Annotated in this window: 10 protein-coding genes and 2 pseudogenes; 9 read left to right on the top strand and 3 right to left on the bottom strand. The window is 72.0% G+C overall.

Annotated features, from left to right (window positions below):
- Position 1: 1 nt before the first annotated feature.
- The 5 genes and pseudogenes from ACH4FX_RS32170 to ACH4FX_RS32150 all read left to right on the top strand — a co-directional run.
- Positions 2 to 1,489 carry an MFS transporter gene (locus tag ACH4FX_RS32170; protein ID WP_398484941.1) on the top strand — a complete coding sequence of 496 codons (1,488 nt, stop codon included), beginning with the start codon at positions 2 to 4 and terminating at the stop codon, positions 1,487 to 1,489.
- Positions 1,490 to 1,808: 319 nt separating this feature from the next.
- Positions 1,809 to 2,333 (top strand): hypothetical protein, encoded by a 525-nt coding sequence (locus ACH4FX_RS32165; protein ID WP_398484939.1) that lies wholly within the window; start codon positions 1,809 to 1,811, stop codon positions 2,331 to 2,333.
- 10 nt (positions 2,334 to 2,343) lie between these two features.
- The gene (locus ACH4FX_RS32160; RefSeq protein WP_398484938.1) at positions 2,344 to 3,645 is read left to right on the top strand and encodes an MFS transporter; all 1,302 of its coding nucleotides are present in this window, start codon (positions 2,344 to 2,346) and stop codon (positions 3,643 to 3,645) included.
- 226 nt (positions 3,646 to 3,871) lie between these two features.
- A complete protein-coding gene (locus tag ACH4FX_RS32155) occupies positions 3,872 to 5,179 on the top strand; it encodes a hypothetical protein (protein WP_398484936.1) in 1,308 nt (435 codons plus the stop codon).
- Positions 5,180 to 5,387: 208 nt separating this feature from the next.
- Positions 5,388 to 6,317, top strand: a pseudogene (locus ACH4FX_RS32150) (UDP-N-acetylmuramate dehydrogenase); the annotation flags it as partial.
- Between the two features lie 40 nt (positions 6,318 to 6,357).
- Here the strand turns inward: ACH4FX_RS32150 and ACH4FX_RS32145 are convergent.
- Both ACH4FX_RS32145 and ACH4FX_RS32140 read right to left on the bottom strand, forming a co-directional pair.
- A complete protein-coding gene (locus ACH4FX_RS32145; protein ID WP_398484978.1) occupies positions 6,358 to 7,413 on the bottom strand; it encodes a FecCD family ABC transporter permease in 1,056 nt (351 codons plus the stop codon).
- Positions 7,414 to 7,418: 5 nt separating this feature from the next.
- The gene (locus tag ACH4FX_RS32140) at positions 7,419 to 8,390 is read right to left on the bottom strand and encodes a FecCD family ABC transporter permease (RefSeq protein WP_398484977.1); all 972 of its coding nucleotides are present in this window, start codon (positions 8,388 to 8,390) and stop codon (positions 7,419 to 7,421) included.
- A 201-nt stretch (positions 8,391 to 8,591) separates the two neighbouring features.
- Between ACH4FX_RS32140 and ACH4FX_RS32135 the strand changes: the two genes are divergently transcribed.
- From ACH4FX_RS32135 to ACH4FX_RS32120, 4 genes and pseudogenes are all read left to right on the top strand, one after another.
- Positions 8,592 to 9,587, top strand: coding sequence for a hypothetical protein (locus ACH4FX_RS32135; protein WP_398484934.1), 996 nt, complete (start codon positions 8,592 to 8,594; stop codon positions 9,585 to 9,587).
- A 28-nt stretch (positions 9,588 to 9,615) separates the two neighbouring features.
- Positions 9,616 to 10,037, top strand: a pseudogene (locus ACH4FX_RS32130) (alpha-amylase); the annotation flags it as partial.
- A 357-nt stretch (positions 10,038 to 10,394) separates the two neighbouring features.
- Positions 10,395 to 11,492, top strand: a complete 1,098-nt coding sequence (locus ACH4FX_RS32125) for an amidase domain-containing protein (protein ID WP_398484976.1) — start codon at positions 10,395 to 10,397, stop codon at positions 11,490 to 11,492.
- A 144-nt stretch (positions 11,493 to 11,636) separates the two neighbouring features.
- Complete coding sequence (locus ACH4FX_RS32120; RefSeq protein WP_398484932.1) at positions 11,637 to 12,914, top strand: hypothetical protein; 1,278 nt, start codon at positions 11,637 to 11,639, stop codon at positions 12,912 to 12,914.
- A 55-nt stretch (positions 12,915 to 12,969) separates the two neighbouring features.
- Here the strand turns inward: ACH4FX_RS32120 and ACH4FX_RS32115 are convergent, their stop codons facing one another.
- The gene (locus ACH4FX_RS32115) at positions 12,970 to 15,015 is read right to left on the bottom strand and encodes a transglycosylase domain-containing protein (protein ID WP_398484931.1); all 2,046 of its coding nucleotides are present in this window, start codon (positions 15,013 to 15,015) and stop codon (positions 12,970 to 12,972) included.
- Between the last annotated feature and the right edge of the window lie 27 nt (positions 15,016 to 15,042).

The following is a 15,042-nucleotide window of genomic DNA, read 5'->3' as shown; positions in this document are numbered from 1 at the left end:
CATGGACACACCACTGGCCGACGGCCGTACCGTTGCCGTCGGAGAAGCACCACCGGCACCCGCGCCCGGACAGACCCCCGCACCGCCCGGACCCACCCCCGGCAAATGGCTGCCCCTGGTGGCCACCTGCCTCGGCACCTTCATGCTTCTCGTCTACGCGACGATCGTGACGGTGGCGCTGCCGCAGATGGCCCGGGACCTGCACGCGGGCTTCGGGTCGCTCCAGTGGATCGTCGACGTCTACACCCTCGCGCTGGCCGGCCTGCTGCTCGGCATGGGCTCCCTCGGCGACAACCTGGGCCGCAAGCGCCTGTACGTCCTCGGGCTGACCGTCTTCACCGCCGCCACCCTCGCGTGCGGCCTGGCCCCGGACGTCGGGGTGCTCATCGCCGCCCGCGCCGTCCAGGGCGTCGCCGGTGCCGCGATGTTCGCCACGCTGCTGCCGCTGATCGGCCTGACCTACACCGGGCGCGACCGGGCCAAGGCGTTCGCGGTCTGGGGCGCGGTCGCCGGCGCGGCGGCCGGCATCGGCAACGTCGCGGGCGGCATGCTCACCCAGTTCCTGTCCTGGCAGTGGATCTTCTACGGCGCGGTGCCGGTCTGCGCCGCCACCATCGCGCTGTCCCTGAAGGTGCTCGTCGGCGACGCCAGCAGGCCGACCCGCATCGACTGGCCGGGGATCGCCACCTTCACCCTGGCCGCGATCGGCATCACCTTCGGCTTCATCCGCGGCGGCGAGGCGGGCTGGACGGACACCACGACCCTGCTCGGCTTCGCCGTCGGCGCCGTCCTGCTCGTCGTCTTCGTCCTCGTGGAGCGGGCCGCCGCCCATCCGATGATCCCGCTGGAACTGTTCCGCAAGCCCGCCTTCGACGGCATGCTCCTCGCCGCCTGCGGCTACTACCTGGCCGCCTTCGGCTTCCTGCCGGTGCTCTCCCTCTGGCTGCAGAACGGCGTGGGGCTCAGCTCCTTCGCCACCTCCCTGGTCATCACCGTCCAGCCGGCCGCCTTCTTCGCCACCTCCGCCCTGGTCGGCAGCGCCCTGCACCGCATCCCCGCCCGCTGGACGCTCGGCGGCGGCTCCGTGGTGGTCGGACTGGGCAACCTCGCGCTGCTCGCGGTGGGCCCCGGCTCGTCCTGGCCGGCGCTGCTGCCCGGGCTGGTGATCACCGGGGTCGGGGCCGGACTCGTCTCGCCCGTCCTGCCGGCGGTCGCCATGTCCGCCGCGCCCGCCGCGCACAGCGGTGTCGCCGCCGCGGCGGCCAACAGCGCCCGGCAGCTCGGCCTCGCCCTGGGGATCGCCCTGCTCGGCACCGTCTTCCACCAGTACGTGCCGGACAGCGGCCCGGCCTCGGACACGGCGTACGCCGGCGGGCTGGACGCGGTCTTCCTCCTCGCGGGCGTCATCACGCTGGTCGCCGGACTCGCGGCGATCTGGCTTCTCGGCTATCGGGGCCGGGCGCCGAAAGAGGTGCCGGGTACGGCATGAAAGACTGACGGAACGTCTGTTTCCGGAGTTCTCGCCCGACATCGAACGGTTGACAGGGGAAAGGGGCTGACACAGCATGTGCGGCGCATCTGCCGGACTTTTTCCCCGGTCGGCGAAAGCTCCGTGCTCGCCGGGCGCGCCGGATTTCGGTTGCTCCGGGCGAGATCCCGGGAAAACCCGCTCGGCACGATTCCGGAACACCCCGGAAGAGCCACGGCGTCCGGAAAGTTTGAATACTTGATTATTTCCGGCGCCCCGGATTTCGAGGCGTGACGCGCCGGCCGGACGGTAATTCCGGTCGCAACGAAATGAGGGAGACATGACCCAGCCGCCGAGTCCGCTGCCGCTCTCCGGCATTCCCGCGATGTGCCCCCAGTGCCTGACCGCCCTCGACGGCCCGCTCCCGGACGTCGCGCAGACCAAGCGCGGTACGGGCTGCGTGGTCCGGACCGGGCTCGCCGAGCACGCGGACATCACCTTCCACGCCGCCACCACGACGGGCCCCACGGTCGGCGACCGCAACACCCATGCGGACCGCCTCACCGACGCCGACGGCACCGCCGTGGGCACCATTACCGGCAGCGGCTGGAAGGTGTACGAACATCCCCGGGACGGCCATGTGCTGTCCTACTACCGCGAGGAGATCGCGTTCCCGGACGGCACCGTCCAGACCTCCGGCTGGATGGACTCCACCGCCGTCTGGGGCGGCCAGTGGCAGAACCTGCACGCGGTCGGCACCGGCGGCGCCTACCTCGGCCTGGTCGGCGTGCGGCAGATCCGCCAGGAGGAACCCCGCCGGCTCTTCCGCGCCAACATCGTCCTGTGCGCCACCGGCGGCAGGTGAGAGGAACCAGGTGTCTTCCCTCGGACGTGCCCGGTGGGGCATCGGCGCCCTGCTGGCGGGCGGCCTGCTCGTCAACTTCGCCGACCGTACGGTGCTGTCCGTCGCGGCACCGCAGCTGGCCGCCGAGTTCGGGTGGAGCCTGAGCCAGCTGGGCGTCGTCCTCGCGGCGTTCAGCTGGTCCTACGGGCTGGTCCAGCTGCCGGCCGGCGCGCTGGTGGACCGGATCGGCGTCAGGTGGCTCAACCGGATCGCCGTGACGCTGTGGGGCGTGGCCAGTCTGCTGCTCGCGGTCGCCGGGGGCCTCGGCCTGATCATCGTCTCGCGGCTGCTGCTGGGGGTGGCCGAGGGCCCCTTCATGCTCAGCGCCTCGAAGGCCACCGCCACCTGGTTCCCCACCGCCGAACGCAGCCGCGCCACCGCCCTCTTCGACGGGGCCACGAAACTGGCCAACGTCATCGGGCTGCCGGTACTCGCCCTGGTGGTCAGCGCCTGGGGCTGGCGGGCCGGGTTCTGGTTCACCGGCGTGATCAGCCTGCTGTTCGCGGCCGTCTGGTGGTGGTGCTACCGGGACCCGGCCGAACACCCCCGGCTGGGAGCCGCCGAGCGCGCCCGCCTGGCCGCCGGCGGCGCGCGCGTCACCGACCGGCCGCGCGGTTCCGCTCTGCGCCCGGTGCTGCGCTCCGGCCGGCTGTGGACGATGGCGCTCGGCTTCGCCTGCTACGGCTACGCCATCAACGTCGTCCTGACCTGGATGCCGGAGTTCTTCCAGCGGCAGTTCGGCACCCGCACCCTGGGCTCCGGCCTGTACTCCGCGGTCCCCTGGATCGTGGCCACCGTCGCCGAACTCGCCCTCGGCGGCTGGCTGGTGGACCGTCTCGTACGGGCCGGACGCGACCCGATGAAGGTCCGCAGAACCATACTGACCTGCGGTCTCGCGGTGGGCTCGGCCATCGGCTTCGCCGGCACGGCGCCCACCGGGCCGGCCGCGGTGGGCTGGATGGCGCTCTCCCTCGGCGGACTCGCGGTCGCCGCGCCGGTCGCTTGGAGCCTGCCCGGCCTGCTCGCGCCGCCCGGCACGGTGGGCGCGGCCGGCGGACTGATGAATTTCGCCAACTCCGTCGCCACCACGGCAGGTGTGGTGTTCACCGGCTGGCTGGCGGAGGCGACCGGGTCCTTCGGCGCGCCCTTCGTGTTCGCCGCGGCCGTCCTGGGCGCCGGGATTTTGCTGTACCGGAGGCTGCTGGCGCCGCAGGCCGGCCGGACGCCCGCGGCCACCCCGCTCACGGAAGGGGACGAAGCCCTGGCCCTATAGCACACTTTCAGTTGAGTCCGGGATTGCCGTGCAGATAACGCAAAGCAACTTTGCGATAATTTTCTGCCGGTGGTCATCTGCGCATGTCCGCTTCCGGTTAGGCTGCCCAGTGCTTCGTTCGCGAGCACTGGAGGGGTTTTGTGCACAGCGGTATGTCCGACCGGTACGAGCAGAGCCGACGGAATCCCCCGGGCATGCGCGTATTAGGCGGCGGGGCGAGGCTGCCGTGAGCGATTCCAGAACACTGTCCGCATGCCTGAAAAGACTGTCCTGGTCGCCGGACCGGCTCGCCCGCGAGATCAACCGGTTGTGCGGCGTCGGCACCATCAGCGACAAGGCTCCCTACAATTGGCTCAAAGGCTCCCTGCCGCGGCGGCAACTTCCCGAAATCGTGGCCAGAATTCTGTCCGAAAAGCTCGGGGAGCCGGTCACCGTCCGTGATCTGTGGCCCGACAGGTTCCCGGCGTCGGTGGCCGAAAAATCACCGTTCCCGCGGCAGCGCCCCGCCGTCACGGCGCCGGCCCCGCTGCCCGCGCAGGACATGGTGGCGACCGCCGTGGACTGGCTGGTGGGCAACGACCCGCCCCTGACCTGCCGGATGCGCGGCGAGGAGGTCGATCCCGGCATCGTGGCGGTGCTGGAGGACCGCAGCGCCCAGCTGCGGCGGCTCGGCGACGAGCGCTCCGGAGGGCTGGTGATGGACTGGGCCGTGCAGGAGCTGCGGTGGACCCGCAAGCTGATCGCCGAGTGCAGCTACGGCCGGGCGACCGGACTGCGGCTGCACCGCGTCGCCGCCGAACTCGCCCAGATCATCGGCTGGATGGCCGCCGACCTCGACCTGAGCGGCCAGAGCGAGCGCCACCTCCTGGCGGCGCTGCGCTCCGCCCGCATCGCCGGGGACCGCGCGCTGGCCGCCTACGTCATCTCCTGCCTGAGCTACCGGTTCACCTGGAACGGCCAGGGCCGGGAGGCGCTGCGGCTGATCCAGATCGCCCGCAAGGGCACCCAGGAGGACGCCCCCGGGCCGGGACAGGCCCTGCTGGCGAGCCGCCTGGCCAGGGCGTACGCCGCGCTGGGGGACGCGGTGGGCTGCCGGCGCGCCCTGGAGGAGGCACAGGAGCTGATCGGGTCCGGCGGCGAGTCCGCCACCGAGCCCTGGGCCTCCTGGGTGACCCCCGCCGTCCTGGTCGCCGACGCGGGCCGGGCCTGGTTGGATGTGGGCAGGTCCGCATGGGCGGAACACCATCTGGTGCGCGGTCTGGAGCTGTTCGGCGAGAGCCAGCCGCTGAACCGGCTGCTGCACTGGACCTCCCTGGCCGAGGCCCGGCTGGCACACGGTGACGTGGACGGCGCCGCGACCGCGACCTGGGAGGCGCTGGGGCTCTACGAACGGGTCACCTCGCACCGCGCCCGCGTCCGGCTGACCCGGCTGCGGAACCGCTTCGTCCACTGCGACGCGGTGGTGGCCCGGCAGGTGGCCCAGGGCACGGCGGAGGTGCTGAACGAGTCCCGCCGGCTGGCCTCCTGCGGCTGAGCGCGCGCCGCGGCGGGACCCGGACGGGACAGCTGTCCGTACGGGTCCCGCCGGAGCCGGGACGCGACCGGCGCGGCGGCCGACCGCGCCGCGCCACCGCGCGTCCCGCCCACCGGACCGTCGTACCGCCCCGGCCGCACCGGGACCGGGCAGTTGCGTCTGGAGGAGAGATATCTTGCACATCGCGTACGGAGTACCGCTGGCGCCGATGACCACCCTGCACCTGGGCGGTCCGGCCACCGCCCTCGCCGAACTGCGGGACCTCGCCGACTTCCCCGCCGTCGTCGCCTGGGCCGGCCGGTACGGCACCGCGCCCGTCTGCCTCGGGCACGGCAGCAACGTCCTCATCAGCGACGCGGGGTGCAGCCGCCCCGTGCTGCGCATGGCGACCCGGGGCGTCGAGGTGCGCGGGACCGCGCCGGACGGGCGGGTCCTGGTCGAGGTACAGGTCGGCCACCCGCTGCGGGACCTGGTGGAGACGGCCGTCGAAGAAGGGCTGTCCGGGCTGGAGATGCTCAGCGGCATCCCCGGCACGGTCGGCGCCACCCCGGTGCAGAACGTGGGCGCGTACGGCCAGGAGATCGGTGACTGCCTCGTCCGGGTGCGGGCGTGGGACTGGAAGCGCGGCCGTGCGGTGACGCTGTCCGCCGCCGAGTGCGCGCTGGGCCACCGCACCAGCCGGTTCAAGGGGACCTCGCGCTGGACGCTGCTCACGCTCGTGCTCGCGCTGCGGCCGTCCCGGCTGAGCGCGCCCGTCACCTACCGCAGCGTCGCCGACGTCCTGGACGTGCCCCTGGGCAGCAGGGTGCCGCTCCGGGACGCCGCGCGGGCCGTCCTGACCGTCCGCCGCGGCAAGGGCATGGTGCTGGAGGACTCCGGCATCGACCACCGTACGGTCGGCAGCGTCTTCCTGAGCCCCGAGGTCACCGGCGCGCAGCAGACACGCCTGCGGGCGGCCGGCGCCCCGCTGAACTCCTTTCCCGACGGCTCGACCCGGGTCAGCGCCAGCTGGCTGATCCGGCAGGCCGGGTTCAAGCTGCGGACGACCGTCGCCGACGGCGTCCGCGTCTCCTCGCGGCACTACACCCTGGTCGCGCGGTCGGGCGCGAGCGCGGCCAGCTTCGGGCAGGCCGTCGACACCGTGCACCGCTCCGTGCTGCGGCACACCGGCGTGGCGCTCACCTCAGAAGTCGACTTCCTCGGCGACTCGCGGACGTACCCGCCCGGTTGGCCGTCACCAGCAGCACCAGCAGATACGGCCCGCCCACCACACCCGTCACCACGCCCACCGGCAACTCGACCGGTGTGAAGGCGTGTTCCGCCACGAAGTCGGACACCAGCGTCACCAGCGCCCCCACCAGGGCCGACGCCGCGAGCGCGGGCCCGCCGTCACGCACCAGACGGCGGGCGACCGGCGCGGAGACCAGGGCCACGAACGCCACCGGGCCCGCCGCCGCGGTGGCCGTCGCGGCCAGCGCCACCCCGGTCAGCAGCAGGGCGAGCCGGGTCCGTTCGACCCGCAGGCCCAGGCCCCGCGCCAAGTCGTCACCGAGGCACAGCACGTTCAAAGGGCGCGCCAGCGCGGCTGCCGCCAAAACCGGCAGCACCAGGCAACAGGCGAGCGTCGTGGCGTGCGTCCAGGTGCGGCTGCTGAGACTGCCGGTCAGCCAGATCAGCACCTGCTGCGCGTCCCAGACCGCCGCGCTGGTCATCAGGTACGAGACCAGGCTGGACAACAGGGCGGTCGCGCCGATCCCGACGAGCACCAGCCGCTGCCCGGACAGCCCGCCGCGCCACGACAGCAGATAGACCGCGACGGCGGTGACCAGGGCACCGGCCAGCGCGCCGGCGGACACCGCCACCCCGCCGAGCCCCAGCGCCACGATGCAGGTCGCCGCCGCCGCGCTCGCGCCCGACGTGATGCCGATGACGTCCGGGCTGGCCAGCGGATTGCGCACCAGACTCTGGAAGATCGCTCCCGAGAGGCCGAACCCCAGGCCGGCCAGCAGGCCGGTCAGCACCCGGGGGAGCCGGATGTCGACGACGAACAGCTGGTTCTTCCACTCCGCCCGGCCCCGGATCGCGGCGATCACCTCGGACAGCGGTACGACGAAGTCCCCGACCACCAGCAGCGCGACGGCGGTCAGCAGCACCGCCAGGCCCAGTACCACCACCACGGGCCGGGCCCGCCGCCGTCGTACGGCTCCGCGGACGCTCTTCGTCCGCACGGTCACGGCCGTCACAGCGCCGCTCCCTTCCGGCTGCGCACCATGGCGATGAGGACCGGCGCGCCGATGGCCGCCGTCACGATGCCCACCTGCACCTCGGCCGGCCGGATCACCAGCCGCCCCACGATGTCCGCCGCCAGTACCAGTACCGGTGCGAGCACCATCGCATAGGGCAGCAGCCAGCGGTGGTCGGCACCGGTCAGCAGCCGGGCCACGTGCGGCACCGCCAGCCCGACGAACCCGATCGGTCCGGCCATCGCGGTCGCCGTGCCGCACAGCAGCACCACCGCGAGGGCCGCGGCCAGCCGTACGCGCACCACGTGCTGCCCGAGCGCCCGGGCCGTGTCGTCGCCCAGCGCCAGCAGGTTGAGCGACCGGCCCAGCGCCAGCGCCAGCACGGCACCGGCCGCCACGAACGGCGCGCCCTGCCAGGCCACCGCCTCGTCCCGGCCGGCCAGCGACCCGACCTGCCAGAACCGGAACTGGTCGAACGCGCTGACGTTCAGGAGCAGGACGGCCTGGGTCGCCGACGTCAGGACCGCGGTCGTCGCCGTCCCGGCCAGCACCAGCTTCAGCGGCGTCGCCCCGCCCGCGCCCATCGACCCCACCCCGTACACCACCGCCGCGGCGACGGCCGCGCCCGCCAGCCCGAACCACACATAGCCCGACAGCCCGGTGACGCCGAAGAAGTTGATGCCGGCCACCACGAACAGCGCCGCGCCGGAATTGACGCCCAGCACGCCCGGATCGGCCAGCGCGTTGCGGGCGATGCCCTGCATCACCGTGCCCGCCAGCCCCAGCGCCGCTCCGGCCAGCAGCCCCACGGCGGTGCGCGGCAGCCGTAACGAACGGACCACCAAGTGGTCCGTGTCGGACGGGTCGAAACGGAACAGGGCGTCCCCGACCGTGTGCGCCGGCAGCGGTTTGGCCCCCATCATCACGCTGGCCGTGGCCAGCACCGCCAGCACCAGGAGCGCCACCACGAGCCCGGTGGCCAGCCGTAACCTCCGGTGCGGCCAACGCGGGGGATCGGCCGCGCGGTTCACGCGCCCTCGCTCGGGCGGCGACTGAGTGATCTGTTCCGGTACGTGTGCCACAGAAGCGACTATGGGAAGGCTGGCCTAACTTGGCAAGAGCGACCATGATCCCCGAAGAGAACCGGTGCGGAGGAGAGGGGATCAGGGATGCTGCACACCGACGGTGCGGGGTGGAGCCGGCGGCGGCTCCTGGCCGGCGCGACGGCCCTGGGGGCGGGCCTGGTGACCGCGGGCTGCGCCGGACCGGCGGCGTCCCGTCCCGAAGGGCCACGGCGATGGGCCTTCACCGACGACACCGGCACGTCCGTCGGCGCGCCCCGGCGCCCCCGTACGGTCGTGGCGTACGCGACCGCGGCGGCGGCCCTGTGGGACTACGGCATCCGTGCCACCGGCGTGTACGGCGGGATCCAGACCAGCGGGGGCGGCGTCAACACCGCCATCCTGGGCGACGTCGACCTGGACCGGATCACACTGCTCGGCCGCACCTGGGGACAGGTCAACCTCGAAGTCTTCGGCAAGCTCGCCCCCGAACTCGTCGTGGACACCCTCCAGTTCGGCGCCCACCAGATCGAGCCCGACACCCTCGGATTCGTCCGGCGGCTGGCCCCGGTCGTCGGGCTGGAGGTGTACCACACCGGGATACCGCGCGCGGTGCACCGCTTCGCCCAGCTCGCCCGTGCCCTGGGCGGCGAGGTCACCGCGCACGACCGGACGGCCTTCGAGGAGGCCCGCCGCCGTCTGAAGAACACCATCAGGAACCGGCCCCGCGTACGCGTCCTGTTCGCCTCCGCCGACCCGGACGGCTTCCGGGTGGCCCGCGACGCCTGGCCCAGCCTCCCCGACCTCAAGGGCCTCGGCCTCGACGTCGTCGTGCCGCCCACGGGCACCAGCGCCTACGCGCACAAGCTCTCCTGGGAGGACGCCGGCCGCTACCCCGCCGACCTGATCTTCATGGACGTCCGCACCAGCAGCCTCCAGCGCGATCAGCTCGCCACCAACCGCGTCTGGCGCAGCCTCCCCGCCGTCCACGCCGACCAGACCGCCCCCTGGAACCCGGAACCCGTCCTGACCTACGCGGCCATGACCCGCGTCTACAACGACATGGTCACCACACTGGAACGGACCCGGCGCCTGCCCGCCTGAGCAGCCGATCGGATCCCGCCGTTCCCTCGCCTCCGAGCAACCCGACTTCAACAGGGCCGACCCCGAGGTCCGCGCCGAGTTCCGCATGCCGCTGCGCTTCTGGTCGGACCGCGGCGTGGACCGATGTCGACCACGGCCTGGCCAAGGACCTCGCCGCGCCGCTCCGCGACATCGGCACCGTCGAGGCGTACGAACCGCACGGCCTGCCAGAGGACGGCAGTCGCCCCTTCTGGGACCGCGACGAGGTGCACGACCCACGACGTTATCCGGCACGGCCTGCCGGACGGCTGCGACGAGGACGCGCGGCTACTCTCCGACGGGCGACAGCCCGCACTGGACCGGGAGTTCGGGCTGCGCCGGGCGCTTGCGGTGACCCGCCTGATGCCGGCGCTGCCCGGCTCCAGCTACCTCTACCAGGGCGAGGAACTGGGGCCGGTACCGGAAGGCGCTGCACCTGCGTCGTGAGCTGCTCGCCGACGAAGGGTTGGAGTGGGTCAGCGGCCCCGAAGCGGTCGTCGGGGGGCTGCACGCCTGGGTCTGTACGGCGACGGGCTGAGCCTGCGTCGCACCGGCGCGTTCCCAGCCGTGGGGCGCCGGGGGCCGGGGCGGACGGACCGGGACGGGAGGCCGCCGACCGGCAGGGCCGCCTGTCCCGGTCCGTCCGCCGGTCGGCGGCCTCGTCGGTTCCGTCTCGCCTGATCCATTCCTGGGAAGATTGTGTAAAGATTCCCTGCCCGGCCCGGGTGGGCCGGGGTGACAAGGGGAAATCTCGTGAAATCAACGGCCCTCAGAACCGCTGTCGGCACGGTGCTCACCGTGGCCACGGCGGCTGTGCTTCTGCCCGTTTCGTCCGCGGCGGCGACACCTCGCGCCGGCGGGGTGGACCAGGCGACCGCAGAAACGTTCATTCGCACCGCCGACGCCGTACTGTCGCAGCGTACGGCGGCGCTGCTCGACAGCCGCTCCGGGCGGATAGCCCCGCTGCCCCGGAAGCAGGTGCGCCTGTCGGCGGGCCTGTCGCGGTCCGAGGACGCCGGGGTGGCCACCCTGCGCGCCCGCAAGAAGCGGCTCGCCGCCCTCGGGGAGGCGTACACCGCCGGCGACACCCGGGTCACCGTGGACGGCGCTCGGGTGACCGGCCGCCGGGCCACCGTGCAGGTGACCGAGAGCACCACGCTCACGTACAAGAAGATCCGTGGCGACGAGCCCGCCACCACCGGCTTCAAGGCCCGCCACGAGCTGGACTTCGCCGCCGTGCCGGGCGGGAAGTGGGAGCTGACCCGCATCACGCCCAAGGACGACGGGCCCGGCGCGATCAACGCCCCGACGCTGCGGGCGGCGGCGGTCGCGGACGACGGGAACACCACGCCCAGCGCGCCCCCGGCTTCCACGGCCCGGCCCCTGCGGCCCGCCCCGCGCAAGCAGATGACCGGCGGTTACGACTACGCCGCCATGGCCGCGTACACGGAGAAGTACTGGCGGAACTACAACCCGGAGTACCGGAAGTTCAACGCGGCCGGCGGCGACTGCACCAACTTCCTGAGCCAGGCCCTGAAGGCGGGCGGCTGGAAGGCGGAGGGCGGCTCGGCCTCGGACTACCGCAAGTGGTGGTACGACGCGGACTACCAGTCCGACAGCTGGGTGGGGGCCAACGAGTGGTCCTGGTACGCGCTGAACTCGAAGCGGGTGACCAGCCTGGCGAACGTCTACCAGATGGACATCGGCGACGTCATGCAGATGGACTTCGACGGTGACGGGTCCAAGGACCACTCCATGATGACGACGTACCGCAGCAGCTACGGCGTGCCGTACCTGACGTACCACTCGACCAACACCTACCGGAAGTCGGTGGCGAGCATCATCGCGTCCTACCCGGACGCGGTCTTCTACGCCTACCGCACCTGACGGCCGGGCCGGGCGCCGCACCGGAAGGGGGCGTCGCCCGGCCGCCCATGGGACGTGATATGCGGTACCAGGGGCTGATGGGCGGCAAGATGCCTCTGTGATACTTGGGCCAGAACACGTGTTTTGGTGCCAGGGGGTAGGAAATTGTCGAAGAGGATCGTGCGCGGCACGCCGGCGCTGGTCACCGTGGCGGCGCTCGCCCTCGGCCTGTCCGCCTGTGGCTCCGGTGACCAGGACGGGGACGGGAAGGCGGCGGGGCCCGCCCGGGACTCCGCCCAGCCGCGGCCGGCCCCGCCGGAGGACGGCAAGGGCAAGGCGGGGACACCCACGCCGAAGCCCGAGGAGAAGTGGGACGGCAAGGTCAAGGTGCTCGGGGACGGTTCGACGTCCTACACCGGCCCGCAGCCCAAGCAGCCCCGGCCCGTGAAGCTCAAGCCCGGTGAGAAGCCGCCGCAGTTCGTGGTGTTCTCCTGGGACGGCGCGCTGGAGGGCGACGACCACCTCTTCTCCCATTTCCGTGAGGTCGCCAAGCAGAACAACGCCCAGATGACGTACTTCCTCACCGGCACCTATCTGCTGCCGAAATCGAAGGCGACGATGTACCGGCCGCCGCAGCACAAACCGGGCGCCTCGGCGATCTCGTACGCGACGGACGAGCACATCAAGGACACCCTGCGCCAGGTCCGGGGCGCCTGGCTGGAGGGCAACGAGATCGGCACCCACTTCAACGGCCATTTCTGCGGGGCCAAGGGTGGCGGCGACTGGAGCGTCGCGGAGTGGAAGAGCGAGATCCGGCAGTCGTATTCCTTCGTCCAGAACTGGAAGACGAACACCGGCTACAAGAGCCTGCCCCCGCTTCCCTTCGACTACAAGAAGGAGCTGGTGGGCGGGCGCGCGCCGTGCCTGGAGGGCCAGCAGAACCTGCTCACCGCCGCCAAGGACTTCCACTGGCGCTACGACGCCAGCTCACCGGGCGACTTCCAGATATGGCCGTCCAAGAAAAACGGCATCTGGAACTTCCCGCTGCAACTGCTGCCCTATCCCAAGAGCGAGAAGCAGGTCCTTTCCATGGACTTCAACTTCCTCTACAACCAGTCCGGTGACAACACCAAGGGCGACCCGGCGAAGTACGAGCAGTGGCGGAAGCTGACCCGGGACGGTTATCTCAACGGATTCAACCGGGTCTACCACGGGAGCCGCGCACCGCTGTTCATCGGCAACCACTTCGAGGACTGGAACGGCGGCATCTACATGAAGGCCATTGAGGACGTCGTGAAGGCGGTGTGCAAGCAGAAGGAAGTGCGCTGCGTCACCTTCAAGCAGGTGGCCGACTGGCTGGATGCCCAGGATCCCGCGGTCCTGGAGCGGCTGCGCGGCCTGGACCCGGCACAGATCACGGACTGGTCGTCGGTGGTGAAGTAGCCCGCCGCCCGGCCCGCGGGGCCCCGCGGGCTCCGTGGCCGGGCGGATGGCGGTCTCAGCGGGCGGTCATGTAGCGCGTCCAGATGTCGATGGGCAACGGGCTGCCGGTCGCTCCCTTGCGCATCCCCCCGATACCGTCCAGCGGCTGCAGCTCCTGGCTGCGCGGGTCGATGCGCGCGAGCGAGACCGCGGTCGACAGTGTGCCGCGGTAGCCGACGAACCAGGCGGACATGTTGTCCTGCGCGGTGCCCGTCTTGCCGGCCGCGTCCGGGCCGGCGGCCTTCGCCGCGGTGGCAGTGCCCCGGCGGACCGCCTCGCGCAGCGCGTCGTCCACGGCGCTCGCCACGGCCTGCGGCAGCACCTGCCCGACGGCCGGCTTCTCGACCGGGACCTGGCTGCCGTTGCGCATGAGCGTGCTGACCGAGTACGGCTCGCTGTGCTTGCCCCGGCCCGCGAACGTGGCGTACGCGTCGGCCATCCGGATCGCGCTGGGGGTGGCGGTGCCGAGGGCGAACGACGGCAGCTTCTGGCCGAGGCTGCTCTCCAGCAGCCCGGTCTGCACGCCGACCTTGCCGACCCGCTCCAGCCCCACGTCCATGCCCAGCTGCATGACCGCGGTGTTGACCGACTGGGCGACCGCGCTCTTCAGCGGAATCCGCCCCCAGGACTTCCCGCCGTCGTTCGCCGCCTTGGCGATCTTGCCGGAGCGGTCCCAGTACGGCCCTTCCGGCGTCCGCAGCGTGATCTTGTTGTCGCCGTCGTAGACCGTGGCCGGGGTGACGGGCGTACGGGGCCTGCCGCGCTCGCGCTCGACGCCGTCGCGCAGCGCCGCGGCGTAGACGAACGGTGTGAAGGCGCTGCCCGCCGGTACGACCGAGGAGTTGGCGTCGTTGAAGCCCTGCTCGAGGTAGTCGGGCCCGCCGTACAGGGCCACGATCCGCCCGTCCGTGGTCACCGAGGCCGCGCCGATGCGGACGTTGCGGTCGGCCTGCCGGGTGGCCGGGGCGAGCCGGGCGCGCGCGGCACCGACCGCCTTGGTCAGCGCCGCCATCCGGGGCTTCTCGAAGGTGGTGCGGATCTGGTAGCCGCCGAGGGCGAAGTCCTTCTCGGAGATGTCGGTGTGCGCGTCGACGTAGGCGCGGGCCGTCTCCACGAGATAGCCGTTCTGCCCGGTCAGTCCGGCGGGCTTGGGCGGGGCCTGCGGCTCGGGGAAGCGGGTGTAGCCGTTCCGCTCCTCCTTGGAGAGCTTGCCGATGGCCACCATCCGGTCCAGGACCCAGTTCCAGCGCTCCTCCGCGCGCTTGCGGTGCTCGGTACCGAGCGCCGGGTCGTACAGTGCCGCGCCCTTGAGCAGTGAGGCGAGGAACGCGCCTTCGCTCACGTTCAGCTGCGCGGCGTCCTTGCCGTAGTAGGCGTGCGCGGCGCGCTGGATGCCGTAGGTGCCGCGCCCGTACCAGCTGGTGTTCAGGTAGCGCTCAAGGATCTCGTCCTTGGACATCTTGTTGTCCAGCTTGATCGCGATGAACGCCTCGGTGAGCTTGCGGGTGAACGTCTGGTCCTGGTTGAGGTAGGCGTTCTTGACGTACTGCTGGGTGATGGTGGACCCGCCCTGGGTGTCACCGCCGGTGACCATCTTGGTGGCGGCCCGGACGATGCCGCTGGGCGAGATGCCGCTGTCGGAGTAGAACGTCTCGTTCTCGGCGGCCAGCGCGGCCCACCGGACCTTCTCCGGTACCGAGTCGAGGGGCATGTCCTGCCGGTTGATGTCGCCGGTGCGGGCCATCTCCGTGCCGTCGGCCCAGTAGTAGACGTTGTCCTGCTGGGTGGCGAAGGCGTTCAGGTCGGCGGGTATCCCGGTGCGCGCGTACATGATCGCCAGAAGCCCTGCCAGCACGCCCACGCAGGAGCCGGTCAGCCCCAGCGACTGGCGCCACGACGGGATCCAGCGCCGAAAACCGGTGCGCCCCGGGCGCGGGTAGGCCGGACGGAACCGGCGTATGCGGAGGAAACCGGCCCGCCACCACCGGAGGAGGGCGGGCCATCGGCCGCCCGGAGCGGCTGCGGTGGTCCGGGCGTGTGCCCCTTTTCGACGTTCGATCACCGCTCGACTCTATGGGATGACTCACTG

This window comes from Streptomyces sp. NPDC018019 (assembly GCF_044327805.1).
Lineage (GTDB): Bacteria > Actinomycetota > Actinomycetes > Streptomycetales > Streptomycetaceae > Streptomyces.
The sequence above is the reverse complement of the archived record's forward strand: the minus strand, read 5'-3'. Positions and strand labels throughout refer to the sequence as shown.

Excerpts from the sequence above, each read along its gene's own strand:
- ACH4FX_RS32165 (WP_398484939.1), top strand. The coding sequence starts at position 1,809 with ATGACCCAGCCGCCGAGTCCGCTGCCGCTCTCCGGCATTCCCGCGATG.
- ACH4FX_RS32135 (WP_398484934.1), top strand. The coding sequence starts at position 8,592 with ATGCTGCACACCGACGGTGCGGGGTGGAGCCGGCGGCGGCTCCTGGCC.
- ACH4FX_RS32170 (WP_398484941.1), top strand. The coding sequence starts at position 2 with ATGGACACACCACTGGCCGACGGCCGTACCGTTGCCGTCGGAGAAGCA.